Origin of the sequence: Dentiradicibacter hellwigii (genome assembly GCF_041770905.1) — a bacterium.
GTDB classification, from domain to species: Bacteria; Pseudomonadota; Gammaproteobacteria; order Burkholderiales; family Rhodocyclaceae; genus Propionivibrio; species Propionivibrio hellwigii.
Genome location: NZ_JBEUWX010000003.1, coordinates 287,882 through 306,158 on the forward strand (window position 1 = coordinate 287,882; position 18,277 = coordinate 306,158).

Consider the following 18,277-nt stretch of genomic DNA (forward strand, 5'->3'; position numbering starts at 1 on the left):
ACCATGCCACACACCTCACTGGACGCACCAACCTCCGCTGACACACCGCCCCAACAGTCCACCCCGCACGCGTCGCTTTTTCCGCTTCCCGATGCAGAGGCGCAATGCGCTGAGCTGGCCGGCCAGATCGAGCCGAATCTGACCGACCACACGCAACTGGTCGGCATCCACAGCGGCGGCGCCTGGCTGGCTCACCGCCTGCAGGCGCTGCTGCATCTGAAAACGCCGCCCGGCCTGCTCGACATTTCCTTCTATCGCGACGATTTCGGGCGACGCGGCCTGCATCCGCAGGTCAAGCCTTCTTCGATGCCGCTCGATGTCGAGGACCGCCCGCTCATTCTCGTCGATGACGTGCTCTACACGGGGCGAACCGTGCGCGCCGCCATCAACGAACTGTTTGACTACGGGCGGCCGGCCAGCATCCGTCTGGCCGTGCTAGCCGATCGCGGCGGGCGCGAACTGCCGATTCAGGCCGACTTCTGCGCATGGCGCGTTGCACTGCCCCCGACGCAGGAGCTCATTCTCGAATCCGACGCAAACGACGGCCGCCTGCACTGGAGGTGTGAAGACCATGCATGACCCGCAATTCGACGCCCAGGGCAACTTGACCCATCTGCTCTCGACTGAGGGGCTGTCGCGCGAGACGATCACGCGCATCCTGGATACGGCGCAAAGCTTTCTCGAAGTTTCCGATCGCAATGTCAAAAAAGTCCCGCTACTGCGCGGCAAGAGCGTTTTCAACCTCTTTTTCGAAAATTCGACGCGCACGCGCACCACGTTTGAAATTGCCGCCAAGCGCCTTTCGGCAGATGTGATCAATCTCGATGTCAGCCGCTCATCGACCGCCAAGGGAGAAACCCTGCTCGATACCATCGACAATCTCGTTTCCATGCACGCCGACATGTTTGTCGTTCGCCATAGCGAATCCGGCGCCCCTTATCTGATCGCCCAGCATCTGCACCGCATCGGCCGCAATGACGTGCATGTCGTCAATGCCGGCGACGGACGCCATGCGCACCCGACGCAAGGCCTGCTCGACATGTATACGATTCGGCATTACAAGCAGGACTTTTCCGCACTCACCGTCGCCATCGTTGGCGACGTTTTACATTCGCGCGTCGCCCGTTCCGACATTCACGCGCTGAAAACCTTGGGCGTGCGGGAAATCCGCATCATCGGCCCGCAAACGCTGCTGCCCGCAGAAGGAGAGCGCCTCGGCGTACATGTCTGCCACGACCCGCGCAAAGGACTGGTCGATTGTGACGTGATCATCATGCTGCGCCTGCAAAATGAACGGATGAGCGGCGCGCTTCTGCCCTCGGCGCGCGAGTATTTTCATTGCTACGGACTGACGCCGGCACTGCTCGCGCTGGCGCGTCCCGACGCCATCGTCATGCATCCGGGCCCCATCAATCGCGGCGTCGAAATCGCCTCCGAAATTGCCGATGGCAAACAAGCCGTCATTCTCCGGCAAGTGACTTTCGGCATCGCCGTGCGCATGGCGGTCATGAGCCTTCTGGCTGGAACTCACGCAGGAACGCAAGCATGAAAGACACTCTGATCCGCATCGTCAACGGCCGCCTCATCGACCCGCACAACGGCATCGACAAAAACACCGACGTCTATGTCGCCAACGGCTGCGTCGCCGCTTTTGGTCAGCCGCCCAGCGGCTGCTTTTCCTCGACCCGCTCGATCGATGCGCAAGGCTGTATCGTCGCACCGGGACTGGTCGATCTTTCCGCCCGCCTGGGCAATGTCGAAACCGAACTCGCCGCCGCTGCCGCGGGCGGCGTCACCACCCTCGCCTGCCCGCCGGATACACAGCCGGTGCTGGATGAAGCCGGGCCGGTCGAGCGCCTCGTCCGGCGCAGCGAGATCGCCGGCCTGGCGCATGTATTCCCGCTCGGCGCACTCACCCAGGCGCTGGCCGGAGAAAAACTGGCCGAACTGGCCACCCTGCATCAGGCCGGCTGTATTGCCTTTTCGCAGGCGCAACGGCCGCTGGTCGATACCCAGGTGCTGCTGCGCGCCATGCAGTACGCCGCCAGCTTCGGTCTGACCCTGCACTTGCAGCCGCAAGATTATTATCTGGCGCGTAACGGCGTTGCCCACGACGGTGAAACGGCCGCACGCCTGGGGCTGGCGGGCATCCCTGTCAGCGCTGAAACAGTCGCCGTCGCCACGTTTCTGCAACTGGCGCGCGATACCGGCGTGCGCCTGCACCTTAGCCGCATTTCTTCGGCTGCCGGGGTGGCTCTGATCAACGCTGCCCGCAAGGAGCGCCTCGCCGTCACCTGCGACATCGCCTGCCACCACCTGCACCTGTGCGATGAGGACATCGGCTACTTCGATAGCCGCGCCCGCTTCACGCCGCCGCTGCGTACCCGCGCTGACCGCGAAGCCTTGCGCAAGGCCACTGCCGAGGGCATGGCCGTCATCTGCTCCGACCACACGCCGCTTGGCGCCGACGACAAGCAGTTGCCTTTTGCCGAAGCCCGCCCCGGCGCCACGGCACTGGAACTGTTGCTGCCGCTGACCTTGCGCTGGGCCAGGGAATGCGGCGTATCGCTGATCGACGCATTGGCGCGTATCACCTGCGCGCCGGCGGAAATTCTGGGCATTCCGGCAGGAACGCTGACGCTGGGCGCACCGGCGGATATCTGCATTTTCAACCCTGAAGCCGCCTGGGACGTCACGGAAGACACCCTGGTCAGCCAGGGCAAAAACACGCCTTTTGCCGACAGCAACATGCACGGCAAAGTCAAGGCCACCCTGGTCGGCGGGCGTCTCGTTTTCGGCGCATAAGGGCTATCGCGGCTTCCTTTGCAACACTACGACGCTGGTTTCGTATTTGTTGAGCCGCTAGACAAGGGGCAGGGCGCCCCCTCGGTACCCCTTATGGATAGGGCATCTCCGGGCGCGCTTCCCGCCCTTTATCTACCCTCTCCCACTGGAAGGGGGCTTTTGAAGTGATGCCCTGCAGCCCTTGTAAATAGGGCATCTCCGGGCACCCTGCCCGCTAGCCCGCATTTCTCACAGATAGAAGGTGCATCGCGGCCGGAGATATAAGAAAGTTTTTTTGCGAGAACGACTTAACCATATCTCTGAGGAAGCCGCGATGCCGACACAGTGTACCGTAGTCAGCCCATGCGCGAAGCGTATTGATGGCCGCCAGGTGGCGGTGGATTTCGACGGAGGGCAGATCAGTTCGGATGCGGGCGCGCTGTTGCTGCGCGAGGTCGATCGCACCTTGCGGCTGACCGAACGGGTGGCGGCCTGCTTCGAGGATGGGCGCGATCCGGAGCTGATCGAACACACGGTGCACACGTTGGTGATGCAACGGATCGTGGGGATCGCGCTGGGCTACGAGGACCTGAACGATCACGATCAATTGCGCCGTGACCCGGTACTGGCCACGCTGGCCGGTAAGCTCAGCGCTCGGCGCAAGGGCTGCGAGCTGCTGGCGGGCAAGTCGACCTTGAACCGGCTCGAACATGCCCCCGACACCAAGGACGGTTCGCGCTATCACAAGATCGCTCACGATCCGGCGGCCTTCGAGTCGCTGTTCGTCGCGTGCTTCATTGAGGCGCACGAGCAGGCACCTGACGAGATCATCCTCGATCTGGACGCCACCGACGACCCGCTGCACGGCCAGCAGGAAGGGCGTTTCTTCCATGGTTACTACGGCGGCTACTGCTACCTGCCGCTGTACATCTTCTGCGGCCGACATCTGCTCGCCGCCAAGCTGCGCCGGGCCAACACGGATGCCTCGGCGGGCAGCATCGATGAACTCGAACGCATCGTCACCCAGATCCGCCGCCACTGGCCGGAGGTGCGCATCGTGCTGCGTGCCGACTCGGGCTTTGCGCGCGATGCCTTGATGAGTTGGTGCGAGCAGACGCACATCGACTTCGTCTTCGGGCTGGCCAAGAACGACCGGCTCAAGGCCCAGATCGAAACCGAGATGAGCCAGGCGCAGGCCGAATGCACCCAGACCGGCAAGCCCGCACGGCGGTTTCGCGACTTCACCTACCGCACCCTTGACAGCTGGTCGTGCGCCCGGCGGGTCGTCGGCAAGGCCGAGCAGCTGCCGGGCAAGGCCAATCCGCGCTTCATCGTCACCAGCCTGGACGCTCAGCGCTGGCCGGCACGCGAACTGTACGAGGCGCTGTACTGCGCCCGAGGCGAAATGGAGAACCGCATCAAGGAGTGCCAGCTACACCTGTTCGCCGATCGCACCTCAACGGCGACGATGCGGGCCAATCAGCTGCGGCTGTGGTTCGCCTCCTTCGCCTACGTCATGCTCGAAGCGCTGCGCCGCATCGGGCTGGCTGGCACCGAACTGGCCGAGGCCACCTGCGAGAGCCTGCGCCTGAAACTGCTCAAGATCGGCGCACGGGTCAAGATCAGCGTGCGCCGCATCCATGTCAGCATGGCCAGCAGTCATCCGTTCCAGACCACCTGGCGCCTGGCCCAGGCCAGACTCGCCCCCGGCTGATCCGCCACGCCACCGTGGCCCTGCTGATCCGATCGCGCTCCCGTTCGCGCGAGGCGGTCTCATGCCCAAACAGCGCCGCTTGCCCCCTCAACGCACCTGACCGCCCGCAGAACCTCACCCGCCTGCACTCCATTGGCCGCTCGCGGGCCTGAATCCTCGCGGTCACGGCAACGCGTGAAGGAAAAAGCCGCGCCAACGGGGGCCGAACCGTGAGGGTGTGAGAAATGTGGGCTAGCCCTTTATTGATAAGGGTTTCAGAGGCACCTGCCCGGAACGCCTTTATCCACGCGGGCTTCAGACGAGGTGCTTACAGCCCTATCTGGCGGCGGACCAAGGCTTCATCAGCCATAATTTCGATGACTTTGCGGCGCGAGGTCTGGCCACTTTTCAGGCTGAATGCCGCACGCGGCAATCCTAGGCGGTCGGACAGGAAAGCAAGCAGCGCCTCGTTGGCCTTGCCATCGACCGGCGGCGCGGCCAAACGGATTTTCAGGGCATCGCCATGCAAGCCGACCACTTCGCTTTTTTTTGCGCCCGGCTGAATATGCAGCCGCAGCGCCACACCCTGCCGAAGCGCTCGCAGCCAGGGGGTTTCCGACATCTTCCGGCAGGCCTCAGACAAACAGGATGATCATTTCGAGCGCCAGAATGATGACCAGCGGCGAAAGATCGATACCGCCAATCGGCGGCAGAAAACGCCGAATCGGCGCCAGCAATGGCCGCGTCAGCTGGCTCACCGGCAAGGCGATCCGCGACGGCACCTCGAACCAGGAAAAGATGATGCGCAGAATCAGCGCGGCGATCAGTAAATGGGCGCAGAGGCGCAAGGTCGAGCGCAGCGCCTGCCCCAGCAGGAAAACAATGGGGGTGTAGGGTGTCTCTAGCACATCGCCATAGGCGGACCCCAGCGCAGCAAAAAGAAGCACCGCGAGCAACGGCAGCATCTGCACCAGATAGGCCGCCAGCAAGGAAGCGCTGTCGAGGCCGAAAACACTGGGCACAACACGGCGCAACGGCCGCACCAGCCAGTGCGTCGCGGCATTCACGAACACGCCGAGCGGATTGACGAAGGACACCCGGAAGGTCTGCATGAAAAAGCGCAGCAGCAGGATCAGCGAGAGCAGGCCGGCCAGCGAATCGAGTAGGAAAAGGAATGCACGCGCCAACATAAATTATTCTCCTGGACTCAATCGCCTATGTGGCGGACGGATCGCCCGGCTTCTGCGCACGGTCGCCCAGCTGTTCGCCGAGAACGCGGCTTTGCGCGCAGGCTGCCTGCGCACCGGCAATGATCCCCGCTTTGACACCACGCGCTTCCATGACCTTGAGCGCCGCTTCGGTTGTCCCGCCCTTTGACGTGACCCGTTCACGCAGGATGGCTGCGTCATCCCCGGACTGTGCAGCCAGTTGCGCCGCGCCGAGCACGGTCTTCAGCGCCAGTTGCCGTGCCTGCGCTGAGGTAAAGCCGAGTTCCCCGGCCGCCGCCTGCATCGCTTCGATCAAGAGAAAAACGTACGCGGGGCCGCTGCCGGAAATCGCCGTCACCGCGTCGAGCTGGGCTTCATCGGCGACCCACAGGGTACTGCCTGCGGCTTGCAGAATACGTTCCGCCATTTGCCGCCCCGCATCCGGCACTTCGGGCAATGCGAACAGGCCGGACATACCGGCCCCGATCAGCGCCGGCGTATTCGGCATGGCGCGCACCAAATGCCGGTACCCACCCAGCCAGCCTGAGATGTCGGCCAGATGCAGCCCGGCGGCGATGCTGATGATCAGTTGTTCCCGAACACGCCCCTTCAGCAGCGCGCAGACTTCGCGCATCTGCTGCGGTTTAACCGCCAGCACAAGCACATCACCGGCAAGCGCTTCGCCATCCGGCGTAGCATGGCAACGCACGCCAAAGCGCTGCTGCAGGCGCATGCGTGCCGCTTCGCTAATCTCGACCACCGCAATATCGTCCGCCCGCGCTTCTTTACCGAGCAGCCCGCCGATCAGCGCAGTCGCCATGTTGCCGCCGCCAAGGAAGGTTACTTTCATTCCCCGTCCTTTCTCATGCTCCCGCCTTGCTTCTTTCTCCGAAAATCGCCGTACCGACACGCACCAGCGTGGCGCCCTCGGCAATCGCCGCCTCCAGATCGTGCGACATGCCCATCGACAGCGTATCGATCGCCAGGCCATCCGCCCGCAGGCGTTCAAAAAGTTCACGCACCGGCCGCAAAGCCCGCCGCTGCGCCTCGTAATCCGGGTTCGGCGCCGGAATCGCCATCAGCCCGCGCAACCGCAGTCGCGGCAGCCGCGCAATCTGCATCATCAACGCGCCGGCGGCATCCAGAGGGACGCCATGTTTGCTGGCCTCATTGCTGACATTGACCTGAACGCAGACCTGCAGGGGCGGCAGCGCTTCCGGGCGTTGCTCGGCAAGCCGTTCGGCGATTTTCAGACGATCGACCGAATGCACCCAGGCAAACGTTTCAGCCACGGCACGCGTCTTGTTGCTTTGCAGGGGGCCGATAAAATGCCACTCCAGCCCAAGCCCCGACAGTTCCGTCGCTTTGCCGACGCCTTCCTGTACGTAATTTTCTCCGAAGCGTCGCTGGCCCGCAGCCGCGGCAGCACGCACAGACTCGGCCGGCCAGGTTTTGCTGACAGCCAGCAGCGTGATGTCATCGGGATTGCGGCAGGATTGCCGCGCCGCTGATGCAATTCGCGTATGGATAGCTTGCAGGTTGGCAGTAATTGTAGTCATAATCGGGAATATGCCGAATGCGGGAAGTATAGCACTGCACCCGATCACTACCGAGGACGAAACCGATGGACATTACTGAACTGCTGGCCTTCAGCGTCAAGAACAAGGCCTCCGACCTGCACCTTTCTTCCGGGCTGCCGCCGATGATCCGCGTACATGGCGATGTGCGCCGCATCAACCTGCCGGCTATGGCGCACGAAGAAGTGCACTCGATGGTCTATGACATTATGAGTGATGCGCAGCGCAAAACCTACGAAGAGCATCTCGAGTGCGACTTTTCCTTCGAAATCCCCAATCTGGCGCGTTTCCGGGTTAACGCTTTTGTGCAGAACCGCGGGGCAGGGGCGGTGTTCCGGACCATTCCATCCAAGGTGATGACGCTCGAAGAGCTCAACTGCCCCAAGGTATTCAAGGATATTTCCGAATATCCGCGCGGCGTCGTACTAGTCACCGGGCCGACGGGTTCGGGAAAATCGACGACGCTGGCGGCAATGGTCAATCACATCAACGAAAACGAGCACGCCCATATTCTGACCATCGAAGACCCGATCGAATTCGTGCACGAATCGAAGAAATGCCTGATCAACCAGCGTGAGGTCGGGCCGCAGACGCATTCTTTTGCCAACGCCTTGCGTTCGGCGCTGCGTGAAGACCCGGACGTTATTCTCGTCGGCGAAATGCGCGATCTCGAAACGATCCGCCTGGCAATGACCGCAGCAGAAACCGGCCACCTGGTGTTCGGCACCCTGCACACGTCGAGCGCGGCAAAAACCATCGACCGGGTCATTGATGTCTTCCCTGCCGAAGAAAAGGAAATGGTGCGCGCCATGCTTTCCGAATCACTACGCGCCGTCATCTCCCAGACTCTGCTCAAGACCAAGGACGGGCAAGGGCGTGTGGCGGCGCACGAGATCATGATCGGCACGCCGGCCATCCGCAACCTGATCCGCGAAAACAAGGTGGCGCAGATGTATTCGGCCATCCAGACCGGTGCGCAGCTGGGTATGCAGACACTCGACCAGTGCCTGATTAACCTCGTCCGCCGCAACATCGTTTCTGCCTCCGAAGCGCGCAGCCGCGCTGCGAACAAGGATAGCTTCCCCGGCGCCTGATTTTTGCTGCGCCTGAACGGAAAGGAATCATCATATGGAACGCGATCAAGCACTCAAATTTATGCAGGATCTGCTGCGCCTGATGGTGCAGAAAAACGGCTCCGACCTTTTTATCACCGCCAATTTTCCGCCCGCTATCAAGGTTGACGGGAAAGTCATGCCGGTCTCCAACCAATTGCTTTCGTCCCAGCACACCGCCGATCTGGCGCGCTCGATCATGAACGATCGCCAGGCCGCCGAATTTGAGGCGACAAATGAATGCAACTTTGCCATTTCCCCTTCCGGCATCGGTCGCTTCCGCGTCAATGCGCTGATGCAGCAGGGCTGCGTCGCCATTGTCTGCCGGACGATCAATATGAAAATTCCCACGATCGATGGCTTGGGGCTGCCGCCGATCATCAAAGATATCGGCATGACCAAGCGGGGTCTGGTAATCTTCGTTGGCGGCACCGGCACCGGTAAGACGACATCACTGGCGGCACTCGTCGACCACCGTAACATCAATAGCCACGGCCACATCATCACGGTCGAAGATCCGATCGAATTCGTACACGACCATAAAAACTGCATCGTCACGCAGCGCGAAGTCGGCGTCGATACCGACTCCTGGGAAATCGCCCTGAAAAATTCGCTGCGTCAGGCGCCTGATGTCATCCTGATGGGTGAAATCCGCGACCGCAACACCATGGATTACGCCATCGCCTTTGCTGAAACCGGGCACCTGTGCCTTGCCACCCTGCACGCCAACAGCACCAACCAAGCCATCGACCGGATCATCAACTTTTTCCCTGAAGAGCGCCGCCAGCAACTGCTGATGGATCTCTCGCTCAACCTGCGGGCCATGATTTCGCAGCGCCTGCTACCGCGCAAGAACAGCAAAGGGCGCATTCCGGCCATCGAGATCATGCTCAACTCGCCGCTGATCGCCGATCTTATTTTCAAGGGCGAAGTCCATGAAATCAAGGAGGTCATGAAGCGCTCACGCGAGCTGGGCATGCAGACCTTCGACCAGTCGTTGTTCGACCTGTACGAAGCGGACCTGATTACCTATGAGGACGCCCTGCGCAACGCCGACTCGGTCAATGACCTGCGCCTGCAAATCAAACTGCATGGCAAACGCGCCAAAGACCGCGATTTGAACGCCGGCATCGACCATCTCGAGGTCGTATAAAAGCAGCGCCTTTCGTCGGCATCTATCGCCACTTCTGGCATCCCTGATATTCCGCGTATCCCGCGATTTTAGGGTGTGATTGCGCCGATTGTCGCTGTATGCGGCTAGCCGTATGGCGGCGCATGGCGACTTACGCCGTCGTGCGGCCCATTAACCTACTACGCGACATTGTGGAAGGCATACCGCCGCAAACGCGCGGCGGTTATGCGGCCTGGCCGCTTTTTCCGTTTTTTCGTTTTTTGTGCCTGCATATAACCTAAATCCATAAGCTGCACCCACGGCCTGCGTGTCTACCCGATCCGCTGATTCCCTGAATCAGTGCGTTAATCTCTCCCGAAGCCAACGTATCGCGGTGTCGGGTATGTACTGCCCATAAAAACCACAGTCGCCATAGTGACTTTTCAGGCGTTGTCGCCTAAAATTCATTCCCGAATATCAGCTTTATATTCTGGAATTGCAGCTATATTGAGCAATTGGGCAAAAACGTATTGACTTTGCCTGTTTCCGCATTTCCCTGTTTCGTCAGAGGGCACATGGTCATCTCGATATCATGGTTGCGCCTAGGTCATTCGGGTCAAACACACTGCATGGGCACGCCGGACGACAATCACCGGTTCGCGTTCCCCGCATTCGGCGTACCAGATGGTTCGCGTCTGCCGCTTTGTTCCTTTTCTGGTTCTCCTGCTATTTCCTGCCCTCTTTCGGCACTTCATTTCTTCGCTACCCGCCGCCAACCAAGGTTTGATTCCAGCAGCGGGATTTCCATTGCTTACTCGGGATTCTCATCATGAAAACAAAGAAGGTGAAATACCCTGGAATTTCCACCGTCATCAACGGCAATGGTGCGGTCGCCCACGTTATGAGCCACGTCTGCGGCGGCGTCATCGGTTACCCGATCACGCCGTCGACGGAAATTTCCGAAATTTACGAAGCCTTTCGCGCCGAAGGCGGCGTCAACGTCTGGGGCAAGCATCCCTTTTTCTTTGAGCCGGAAGGGGAGCACTCGGCGCAAAGCGGCGCACTGGGCGCACAATTGACCGGCGGCCAGTACATTTCCAATGCCTCATCCAGCCAGGGCATCTTGTATGCGCTCGAATCGCATTATGTGACCGTCGGTAAAAAAGTCGGCGGTTTCGTTCTGCAAGTCGCGGCGCGCGTCGTCTCCAAGCACTCGCTCAACGTCATGGCCGGTCACGATGATGTCTATGCCCTGCTCTCTTCTGGCTACACCATCCTGTTCGGCGCCAACCCGCAGGAAGCCACCGATCTGGCGGCAATTGCCTATCGCGTTTCGGCGTTATCGCTGATTCCGGTCGCCAACGCCATGGACGGTTTCGCCACCAGCCACATGATGAGCGAAGCGCGCCTGCCGGAACCGGAACTCCTGCGCGAATACCTGGGCGATCCCGCCGGCCGCATTCCCTGTCCAACACTGGCGCAGGAAGTGCTCTACGGCGCCAAAGGGCGGGTCCATCAACTGAACGGCTACCTGTCCCGGCATGAAAGCGAGCTGACGCCAACCGACCTGGCAGCCCTGAAAAAATTCCTCGACGGCAACGCCGCCAAAATCGAGAAGGACAACGACGGCAAGCTGCTTACCAAGACTTTGCCCTGGCTGCCAGCAGCGCTGCACGGCGCATGGAAGCGCCAGTGGCGCAATGCCTTCGAGAAAGGCACGCGCCAGCGCGTGCCGGCACTCGTCGACGTCAACAATCCGGGGATGACCGGCCCGGTGCAGAACCAGCCCGACTTCCAGGCCGGCGCCGCCGACCATCGCACGCATTTCGCCAGCGCCGTTCCCGCCCTGGTGCGCCAAGCCATGGCCGAATATACGGCGCTGACCGGCCGCACCTATGCGCCGGTACACACCTTCATGTGCGAAGACGCCGATTTCGTCATGGTCGGTCTCGGCTCGGTGTGCGACGATGTTGAAGCCGTTGTCGAGCATCTACGCGCGCAGGGTAAAAAGGTCGGGCTCGTCGCGATCAAGCTCCTGCAACCCTTCCCGGAAGCCGAAGTCGCAGCCGCGCTGGCCGGCAAGCAGGCAGTCACAGTGCTGGAGCGTTCCGAGCAGACGGCACTGACTACCTTAGTGACGCAGGCCCTGTTCAAGGCACGCGAGAACGGAGAACAACGCCGCGCAGCCCACAACCGGACGCGGCATGCCGACATACCGGCCATTGAGGCAATCCCGGCGCTGACCACAGCGATCTTCGGCCTTGGCGGCCACGACCTGCAACCGCGCCACCTGATCGCCGCCTTCAAAGCCATGGAAACCGGCAAGAATGCGCCGCTCATCTATCTCGGCTCCCAATTCTTTTCGAAGAATCCAGAACCGCATCTGGTCGAATTACAGCAGCGCATGCAGGCCGCCTATCCGGAAACCGAGTGGATGGCGCTCGATAGCGAAGCCAACCCGCGATTGCTGCCGGATACCGCTTTCCGCGTGCGCTTCCACTCGGTCGGCGGCTACGGCACCATTGCCTCAGGCAAGTTGCTGACCGACATCCTCGCCGGCGTGCTCGAAATGAATTCGAAGTCGGCGCCGAAATACGGTTCGGAAAAAAGCGGCGCGCCGACCAACTACTACATCACGCTCAGCCCCGCGCCGATCAAAATCACCAACGCCGAACTGGAAGACGTCGAAGTCGTCATTTCGCCCGACCACCGCTCCTTTGTGCATACCAACCCGCTGAAAGGGCTGGCCGAAGGCGGCACGTTTATCCTGCAATCCTCAGGCACGCCGGAGCAGGTCTGGGCTGAACTGCCGCCGCAGGCGCGCAAGACGATCCGTGAAAAGAAGATCAACTTTTTCATCATCGACGCCTTCGCCGTCGCCAGGCGCAATGCGCCGACGCCCGAACTGGCCACACGCATGATGGGCATCGCCTTCATCGGCGCCGTTGCCGGCCATGTCAAGGAAGTCGCCGGCCATGCCTCGCCGGAAGCCATGCGCACTAAGATACGCAACCAGATCGCCAAGAAATTCGGCGCCAAGGGCGAAGCCGTCGTCGAAAGCAACATGCAGGTCATCCGCGAAGGCATGGCAGCAACACAGCGTGTCGACTACGCGCAGGCCGCTTTCCTCGCAATCGACGCCAAGCCGGCGCCGATCCCCTTGCGCAACGTCTCGCTTTCGGCTTCGCTTTGCCAGCCAGAGGGCAGCGCACCCTGCGGCATGTTTGACCGTGATTACTTCAATGACATCGTTGCCACGCCCTTCAAACAAGGCACCATCGGCGAAGCGCCCGTTCTGCCCGGCACAGGGCTGTTCATGCCGGCCGGCAGTGCAGGCGCGAAAGACAAAGGGCTGTTCCGCCGTACCGCGCCGCTGTTCAGCCCGGATGCCTGCACTGGCTGTATGGAATGCGCGCTGGTCTGTCCCGATGCTGCCATTCCCAATTCGGTCCACGACATCCATCAACTGCTGCTGACCGGCATTGCCCAACTCGAGATCGCCGAAACGCAGCGCGATGCCCTACGCGCCCAGATCGTCCCGATGACCGAGGGTATCCGTGAGGTTTACCGCCAATCCCGCGACACGCGCGCCTTCCATGAAGTCGTTGCTGAGGTTGCCTCCCGCCTGCCGATCCGGCAGGCCAGCCTGCTGGTCAACTTCAGCAAGCTGGTCGAAATCCTCGCTGTCTATCCGGTGGCCAGAACCCGCCCATTCTTCGATGCCATGGAAAAAACGGCGCCGGGCACGGGCGGCCTGTTCGCGGCGACGGTCGATCCGTGGAAATGCACCGGCTGCCTCGAATGCGTCGACGTTTGCGGCCCTGGCGCCTTGCGCGCTAAGGAGCAGGATGTCGAACTGCTCGACACTTTGCAGGTACGTTTCGACTTCATGAGCAAGACAGCCAATACGCCAGCACGCTTCTTTGACAGCGCGCTCGATGCTGACGGGGAAGCCAAGCGCCTGCTGCTCGACCGCGGCAATTACTACGCTACCACGGGTGGTCACGGCGGCTGCCGCGGCTGCGGCGAAGTCACCGCCATCCGCCAGGTAATGGCCGTCAACCGTGCCATCACCGATAAGCGCCGGCATGCACACATGGCCGAGCTCGAGTCGCTGATCGCCGTGCTGGAAGCGAAGCGGGAAGCGCTTGGAGCGCAGGATGCCGCGCGCCGTCAACGCATCGACGAAACGCTCGCAACGCTCGAAAAGCGGCTGTACCTCTTTGAAAGCGGCCCGACCGGCAATGGCCCGTCAGGGGCCATCGTCGCCAACTCGACGGGTTGTAGCAGCGTATATTCCTCAACCTTCCCCTTCAACGCCTACAAGGATCCTTGGGTCAACAGTCTCTTTCAGGACGCCCAGCCGCTCGCCAAGGGGATTTTCGAGGGCATTTCAGCGCAGGCGCTGACCGACATCCGCGCCCTGCGTACGGCCCGGCTGGAAATTGACGATGCCTACGTACCGGAACGGCACGACGCCGAAATGCGCCTGTTGCGCTGGAACCAGTTCAGCGAGGACGAGCTGGCGCTGCTGCCGACGATCATCACCATCGGCGGCGACGGGGCAACCTACGACATCGGCTTCGGCGCGCTGTCGCGCATTCTGGCAACCAATACGCCGATCAAGGTCGTCGTCCTCAACACCGGCGCCTACTCGAACACCGGCGGCCAGGCCTCAACGTCGAGCTTTATCGGTCAGGACGCCGATCTCGCCCGCTACGGCGCGGCGCACAGCGGCAAGTACGAAGCGCGCAAGGAACTGGCCCTGCTTGCCTCGTTCCACGCCAATGTCTTCGTCTGCGCCACCAGCACGGCGATGCAAAACCACTTCCTCAAACACGCGATGGAGGCTCTGACCTACAGCGACGCACCGGCGCTGCTCGACATCTACACGCCCTGTCAGGGTGAGAATGGCGTGGCTGACAACGTCTCGGCGCGGCAGGCGCGGCTTGCCGTCGAAAGCCGCATGAGTCCGCTGTTTGTGCACGACCCGCGCCGCGGCGAGAACCTGCACGACTGGTTTTCGCTCGAAGGCAATCCCGATGCAGACAAGACCTGGACGATGGCAACCCTCGAATATCTCGATGAGGAAGGCCATCTGCAGCTATTGGAAACGCCGCTGACGCCGGCGAACTTCGCATTTTCCGAAATCCGCTTCAAGAAACAGTTCCGCAGGCTCAAGGACACCGCCGACACCATTCCGGTACATGAGTACATCGAATTGCCCGAAGCGCAACGCGCTGGCAAGACGCCGTTCATTTACACGACTGATGCCGACAAGCGGCTGGTCAGGATCGGCGTTTCCGGCACAATCATCGCACTCGTCGAGGAACGGCGCAGAAACTGGAAGATGCTGCAATATCTCGACGGCCAGCACGTCTCGAAACTGAGCGCCGAATACGCGGAAGGCGTCGCTGCCCTGCAGGCGCAGGTCAGGGAAGCGCTCAAACAGCGGGAGGATTCGCTCGACGGCATTGCCCGCGCCATGTCTGACCTGGCCACATCGAGCCAGGCGCCGGCTGGCGGCGTCGGCAGCGCATTCATTCCGCTCAAGCCGGTCGCCGCCCCCGGCCCAGCGCCGACTGTCGGGGATGAGGGAAACGGCGAACATGGCAGCCCGGACGCGCTCGTCACGCTTGAGGACTCCGCCCTGTGCACCAACTGCAAGACCTGCTATCAGGATGTGCCAGAAATCTTCGAGAAAACCCGTCTGCTCGTCGACGGCGAAAGCCGCGAAGCCGCCCGGATCATCCCCGGCATTCTGGCGCGCGTGCAGCCCACGCCCGAACTGAAGGCGCGCATCAAGCGCGTAGCCGCCAACTGTGATGCCGAGATCATTCATGGCTAAGCTCACTTCAATGCTCGAACCATCCGGCGCTCAGGACGACGTTCGTCGTTATCTCGACGCCAGCCGCTCGCTGGAAAGCGCGCGCGCACAGCTCGACAGCCTGGCGCACAGCGAAGCGGTCGGCACCTTCCATAGCCAGATGGAGCTGTTGAAACGGCATCTGCTCGACGATCCCCGCCAGTTTCGCGACCTGTTCATTGCCGATGGCGTCAATGCCATTGCCGCCGAATTCCGGCAAGGCGAGCTGGGCGAACGCTTTACCCGGACGTTCTGGGAACTCCTGCTACGCGACGATGACACAAGCAAGATTCTCATGCGCTTTGTCTGGCGCCTGCCGCTGGGGTTGAAACGCAAATTTATCAATGCCATCGACCAGCATCTTTCTGACCGCTACCCCATGTTCCGCGGCTTGTCGAAAAACTGGCCGGCGGAAAACTTCATTCTGCCTTATATCCGCGCCCCCGAGGAACGATCGAACGATTTTGAACTGGTCAACCAGGGTTACCTCGGCTACATGAAGCAGGGCTACAGCGCACGCGAGGTCGATCTGATTGTCTGGCTCGAAGTTCTACGCGACAAGCAGTGCGAAGAACGCCCCTGCGAATTCGGCCTGCGCGTGCCGGAACGTGCAGAACCGAAGGGCGGCTGCCCGGTCAGAATCCACATTCCGCAGATGCTCGACCTGCTCGGCAACGGTCGTTTCCGCGAGGCGCTGGCGCTGATCGAGCACTGTAACCCGTTGCCCAACGTCACCGGCCGCGTCTGCCCGCAGGAGCTGCAATGCCAGGGCGTCTGCGCGCACGCCAAGCAACCGATCGAAATCGGACAAATCGAATGGTTTCTGCCGCAGCGCGAAAAACTTGTCGATCCCGAAGGCATCACCGCCCGTTTTTCCGGCCATGCCGATCCCTGGCAGAAAGGCGACAAGCCGCCGATTGCTGTTGTCGGTTCCGGCCCGGCAGGGTTAATCAACGCCTACCTGCTCGCTGCCGAAGGCTTTCCGGTCGCAGTGTTTGAGGCTTTTCACGCACTCGGCGGCGTCCTGCGCTACGGCATTCCTGAATTCCGCCTGCCTAACGAGCTGATCGACGATGTCGTCAGCAAAATCCGGCAACTGGGCGGCAAATTCATCACCAACTTCGTCGTCGGCAAAACGGCGACCCTGCAGGATCTCAAGAACGCCGGTTTCTGGAAGATTTTTGTCGGCTCGGGCGCCGGCCTGCCGCGTTTCATGAACGTGCCGGGCGAGCATCTGCTCAACGTCATGTCGGCCAACGAGTTCCTCACCCGCGTCAACCTGATGCAGGGCATGCGCGAAGACTACGAAACGCCACTACCCGAAACCCGCGGCAAGGAAGTATTGATCATCGGCGGCGGTAACACGGCGATGGATGCCGCGCGCACGGCGCGGCGTCTGGGCGGCGAGGTGACGATCGTTTATCGCCGCACGCGCGATGAAATGCCGGCGCGTGTCGAGGAGCTGCACCACGCACTCGAAGAAGGCATCCGGCTCAAGGTGCTGCGCTCACCGAACGAGTTCATCGGCGATGACAAGACGCATTTCGTCACCGGCACTTCGCTGGAAGTCATCGCGCTCGGCGAACCCGACGCCTCCGGTCGCCGTCGCCCGGTCGCCACCGGCAAGACGGAACGCGTCAAGGCCGATCTCGTCATCATGGCGCTTGGCAACGACCCGAACCCGATCATCCGCGATTCCGAACCGAATCTCAGGACGACAGCCAAGGGTTCGATCGAGCTTGGCAAGGGGTCGATGCAGACTTCGCTCGACGGCATCTATTCGGGCGGCGATGCTGCACGCGGCGGATCAACGGCGATCCGCGCCGCCGGCGACGGCCAAACGGCCGCGCGCGAAATTCTCGGCGAGATCGACATACCCGCCGAGGAAATCATGAAATCCCTTACCCGTGCCCGGCGCTATGCCGAGCTTGCGGCCATGCCGCAGCGAATCATCGACAAAATCGAACTGGCGCCGAACATCGTCGAATTCATTGTCTATGCGCCGATGATCGCCAAAACGGCGCGCGCCGGCCAGTTCGTGCGCGTCCTGGCCTGGCCGGACGGCGAGCTGATTCCGCTGACGCTGGCCGACTGGGACGAACAGGCCGGCACTATCTGCATCGTCGTCCAGGGCATGGGGACGACGAGCATGAAAATCAACCAAATGCAGGTGGGCGAAGCCTTTGCCGGCATTGCCGGGCCGCTCGGTCAGTCGAGCGCGCTACACCGCTACGATGCGGCGCGGCAGACCGTCGTTTTCACGGCGGGCGGCCTCGGTTTGCCGCCGGTGTACCCAATCGCGCGCGAGCATCTGCGTTTGGGCAACCATGTGACGCTGATTGCCGGTTTCCGCAGCGCCGATCTCCTGTTCTGGATTGGCGAGCATGAACGCATCGGCAAGCTCAAGGCCGAATTCGGCGACCGCCTCGACGTCATTTACACCAGCAACGATGGCTCTTTTGGCCTCAAGGGGTTTGTCACCACGCCGTTGGAGACCATGCTCAAAGATGGCAAACAGAGCCAGGGGCGAGAAATTGTCGAGATCGTCACCATCGGCCCGCCGTTAATGATGCGCGCCGTCAGCGATCTGACCCGCCCCTACGGTGTGCACACCGTTGCCAGTCTAAACTCGATCATGGTCGACGCCACCGGAATGTGCGGCGCCTGCATGGTACCGGTCAATATTGACGGCAAAATGGTGCGTAAGCACGCTTGTGTGGACGGCCCCGAGATCGACGCTCATCTCATCGACTGGGACAAGTTCTTGCCGCGCTTCAATCTCTTCAAACCACAGGAGCTGGCAAGCCGAACCAGGCACGGGTTCGTATAACGCCATAAATCGCACGGACAGCGCCCAAAAGCAGAAAGGCGGCAGATGGCCGCCTTTCTGCGCTCCAAGCCGGAATGTCTGGGCACTGAAGAACGC

At 61.5% G+C, this 18,277-nt stretch carries 12 protein-coding genes; 8 read left to right on the forward strand and 4 right to left on the reverse strand.

Annotated features, from left to right (window positions below; genetic code table 11):
- Positions 1-3: 3 nt before the first annotated feature.
- The 4 genes from pyrR (at position 4) to ABCS64_RS12295 (ending at position 4,498) form a co-directional block, all read left to right on the forward strand.
- Entirely contained in the window at positions 4-579 is a 576-nt protein-coding gene (gene pyrR / locus ABCS64_RS12280) for a bifunctional pyr operon transcriptional regulator/uracil phosphoribosyltransferase PyrR (RefSeq protein WP_418892178.1), read from the forward strand.
- Entirely contained in the window at positions 572-1,549 is a 978-nt protein-coding gene (locus ABCS64_RS12285) for an aspartate carbamoyltransferase catalytic subunit (RefSeq protein WP_418892179.1), read from the forward strand. The genes pyrR and ABCS64_RS12285 overlap by 8 nt, the downstream gene beginning before the upstream one ends.
- The gene (locus ABCS64_RS12290) at positions 1,546-2,805 is read left to right on the forward strand and encodes a dihydroorotase (RefSeq protein ID WP_418892180.1); all 1,260 of its coding nucleotides are present in this window, start codon (positions 1,546-1,548) and stop codon (positions 2,803-2,805) included. The genes ABCS64_RS12285 and ABCS64_RS12290 overlap by 4 nt, the downstream gene beginning before the upstream one ends.
- Before the next feature lie 313 nt (positions 2,806-3,118).
- Entirely contained in the window at positions 3,119-4,498 is a 1,380-nt protein-coding gene (locus ABCS64_RS12295; RefSeq protein ID WP_418891741.1) for an IS1380 family transposase, read from the forward strand.
- A 307-nt stretch (positions 4,499-4,805) separates the two neighbouring features.
- Here ABCS64_RS12295 and ABCS64_RS12300 read toward each other — a convergent pair whose 3' ends face one another.
- From ABCS64_RS12300 to ABCS64_RS12315, 4 genes are read right to left on the reverse strand one after another with little or no spacing between them, the layout of a single operon-like run.
- On the reverse strand, positions 4,806-5,099 hold the full coding sequence (locus tag ABCS64_RS12300; protein ID WP_418892181.1) for a DUF167 domain-containing protein: 294 nt from the start codon (positions 5,097-5,099) through the stop codon (positions 4,806-4,808).
- Positions 5,100-5,112: 13 nt separating this feature from the next.
- Complete coding sequence (locus tag ABCS64_RS12305) at positions 5,113-5,667, reverse strand: YggT family protein (RefSeq protein WP_418892182.1); 555 nt, start codon at positions 5,665-5,667, stop codon at positions 5,113-5,115.
- Positions 5,668-5,692: 25 nt separating this feature from the next.
- Positions 5,693-6,535, reverse strand: a complete 843-nt coding sequence (proC, locus tag ABCS64_RS12310) for a pyrroline-5-carboxylate reductase (protein ID WP_418892183.1) — start codon at positions 6,533-6,535, stop codon at positions 5,693-5,695.
- A gap of 13 nt (positions 6,536-6,548) precedes the next feature.
- Positions 6,549-7,244 (reverse strand): YggS family pyridoxal phosphate-dependent enzyme, encoded by a 696-nt coding sequence (locus ABCS64_RS12315; RefSeq protein ID WP_418892184.1) that lies wholly within the window; start codon positions 7,242-7,244, stop codon positions 6,549-6,551.
- Positions 7,245-7,309: 65 nt separating this feature from the next.
- Between ABCS64_RS12315 and ABCS64_RS12320 the strand changes: the two genes are divergently transcribed.
- The 4 genes from ABCS64_RS12320 to ABCS64_RS12335 all read left to right on the forward strand — a co-directional run bounded on the left by ABCS64_RS12320 (position 7,310) and on the right by ABCS64_RS12335 (position 18,181).
- Positions 7,310-8,356 (forward strand): type IV pilus twitching motility protein PilT, encoded by a 1,047-nt coding sequence (locus ABCS64_RS12320; RefSeq protein WP_418892185.1) that lies wholly within the window; start codon positions 7,310-7,312, stop codon positions 8,354-8,356.
- Positions 8,357-8,390: 34 nt separating this feature from the next.
- Entirely contained in the window at positions 8,391-9,527 is a 1,137-nt protein-coding gene (locus ABCS64_RS12325) for a PilT/PilU family type 4a pilus ATPase (RefSeq protein WP_418892186.1), read from the forward strand.
- Between the two features lie 787 nt (positions 9,528-10,314).
- Positions 10,315-15,333, forward strand: a complete 5,019-nt coding sequence (locus ABCS64_RS12330; protein ID WP_418892187.1) for a 2-oxoacid:acceptor oxidoreductase family protein — start codon at positions 10,315-10,317, stop codon at positions 15,331-15,333.
- Positions 15,326-18,181, forward strand: coding sequence for a sulfide/dihydroorotate dehydrogenase-like FAD/NAD-binding protein (locus ABCS64_RS12335; RefSeq protein WP_418892188.1), 2,856 nt, complete (start codon positions 15,326-15,328; stop codon positions 18,179-18,181). The genes ABCS64_RS12330 and ABCS64_RS12335 overlap by 8 nt, the downstream gene beginning before the upstream one ends.
- Positions 18,182-18,277 lie beyond the last annotated feature (96 nt).

Coding starts and splice junctions, on each gene's coding strand:
- ABCS64_RS12300 (WP_418892181.1), bottom strand. CDS start 5,099: ATGTCGGAAACCCCCTGGCTGCGAGCGCTTCGGCAGGGTGTGGCGCTG.
- ABCS64_RS12325 (WP_418892186.1), top strand. CDS start 8,391: ATGGAACGCGATCAAGCACTCAAATTTATGCAGGATCTGCTGCGCCTG.
- ABCS64_RS12290 (WP_418892180.1), top strand. CDS start 1,546: ATGAAAGACACTCTGATCCGCATCGTCAACGGCCGCCTCATCGACCCG.
- ABCS64_RS12285 (WP_418892179.1), top strand. CDS start 572: ATGCATGACCCGCAATTCGACGCCCAGGGCAACTTGACCCATCTGCTC.
- ABCS64_RS12330 (WP_418892187.1), top strand. CDS start 10,315: ATGAAAACAAAGAAGGTGAAATACCCTGGAATTTCCACCGTCATCAAC.
- proC (WP_418892183.1), bottom strand. CDS start 6,535: ATGAAAGTAACCTTCCTTGGCGGCGGCAACATGGCGACTGCGCTGATC.
- ABCS64_RS12320 (WP_418892185.1), top strand. CDS start 7,310: ATGGACATTACTGAACTGCTGGCCTTCAGCGTCAAGAACAAGGCCTCC.
- ABCS64_RS12335 (WP_418892188.1), top strand. CDS start 15,326: ATGGCTAAGCTCACTTCAATGCTCGAACCATCCGGCGCTCAGGACGAC.
- ABCS64_RS12295 (WP_418891741.1), top strand. CDS start 3,119: ATGCCGACACAGTGTACCGTAGTCAGCCCATGCGCGAAGCGTATTGAT.
- ABCS64_RS12315 (WP_418892184.1), bottom strand. CDS start 7,244: ATGACTACAATTACTGCCAACCTGCAAGCTATCCATACGCGAATTGCA.
- pyrR (WP_418892178.1), top strand. CDS start 4: ATGCCACACACCTCACTGGACGCACCAACCTCCGCTGACACACCGCCC.
- ABCS64_RS12305 (WP_418892182.1), bottom strand. CDS start 5,667: ATGTTGGCGCGTGCATTCCTTTTCCTACTCGATTCGCTGGCCGGCCTG.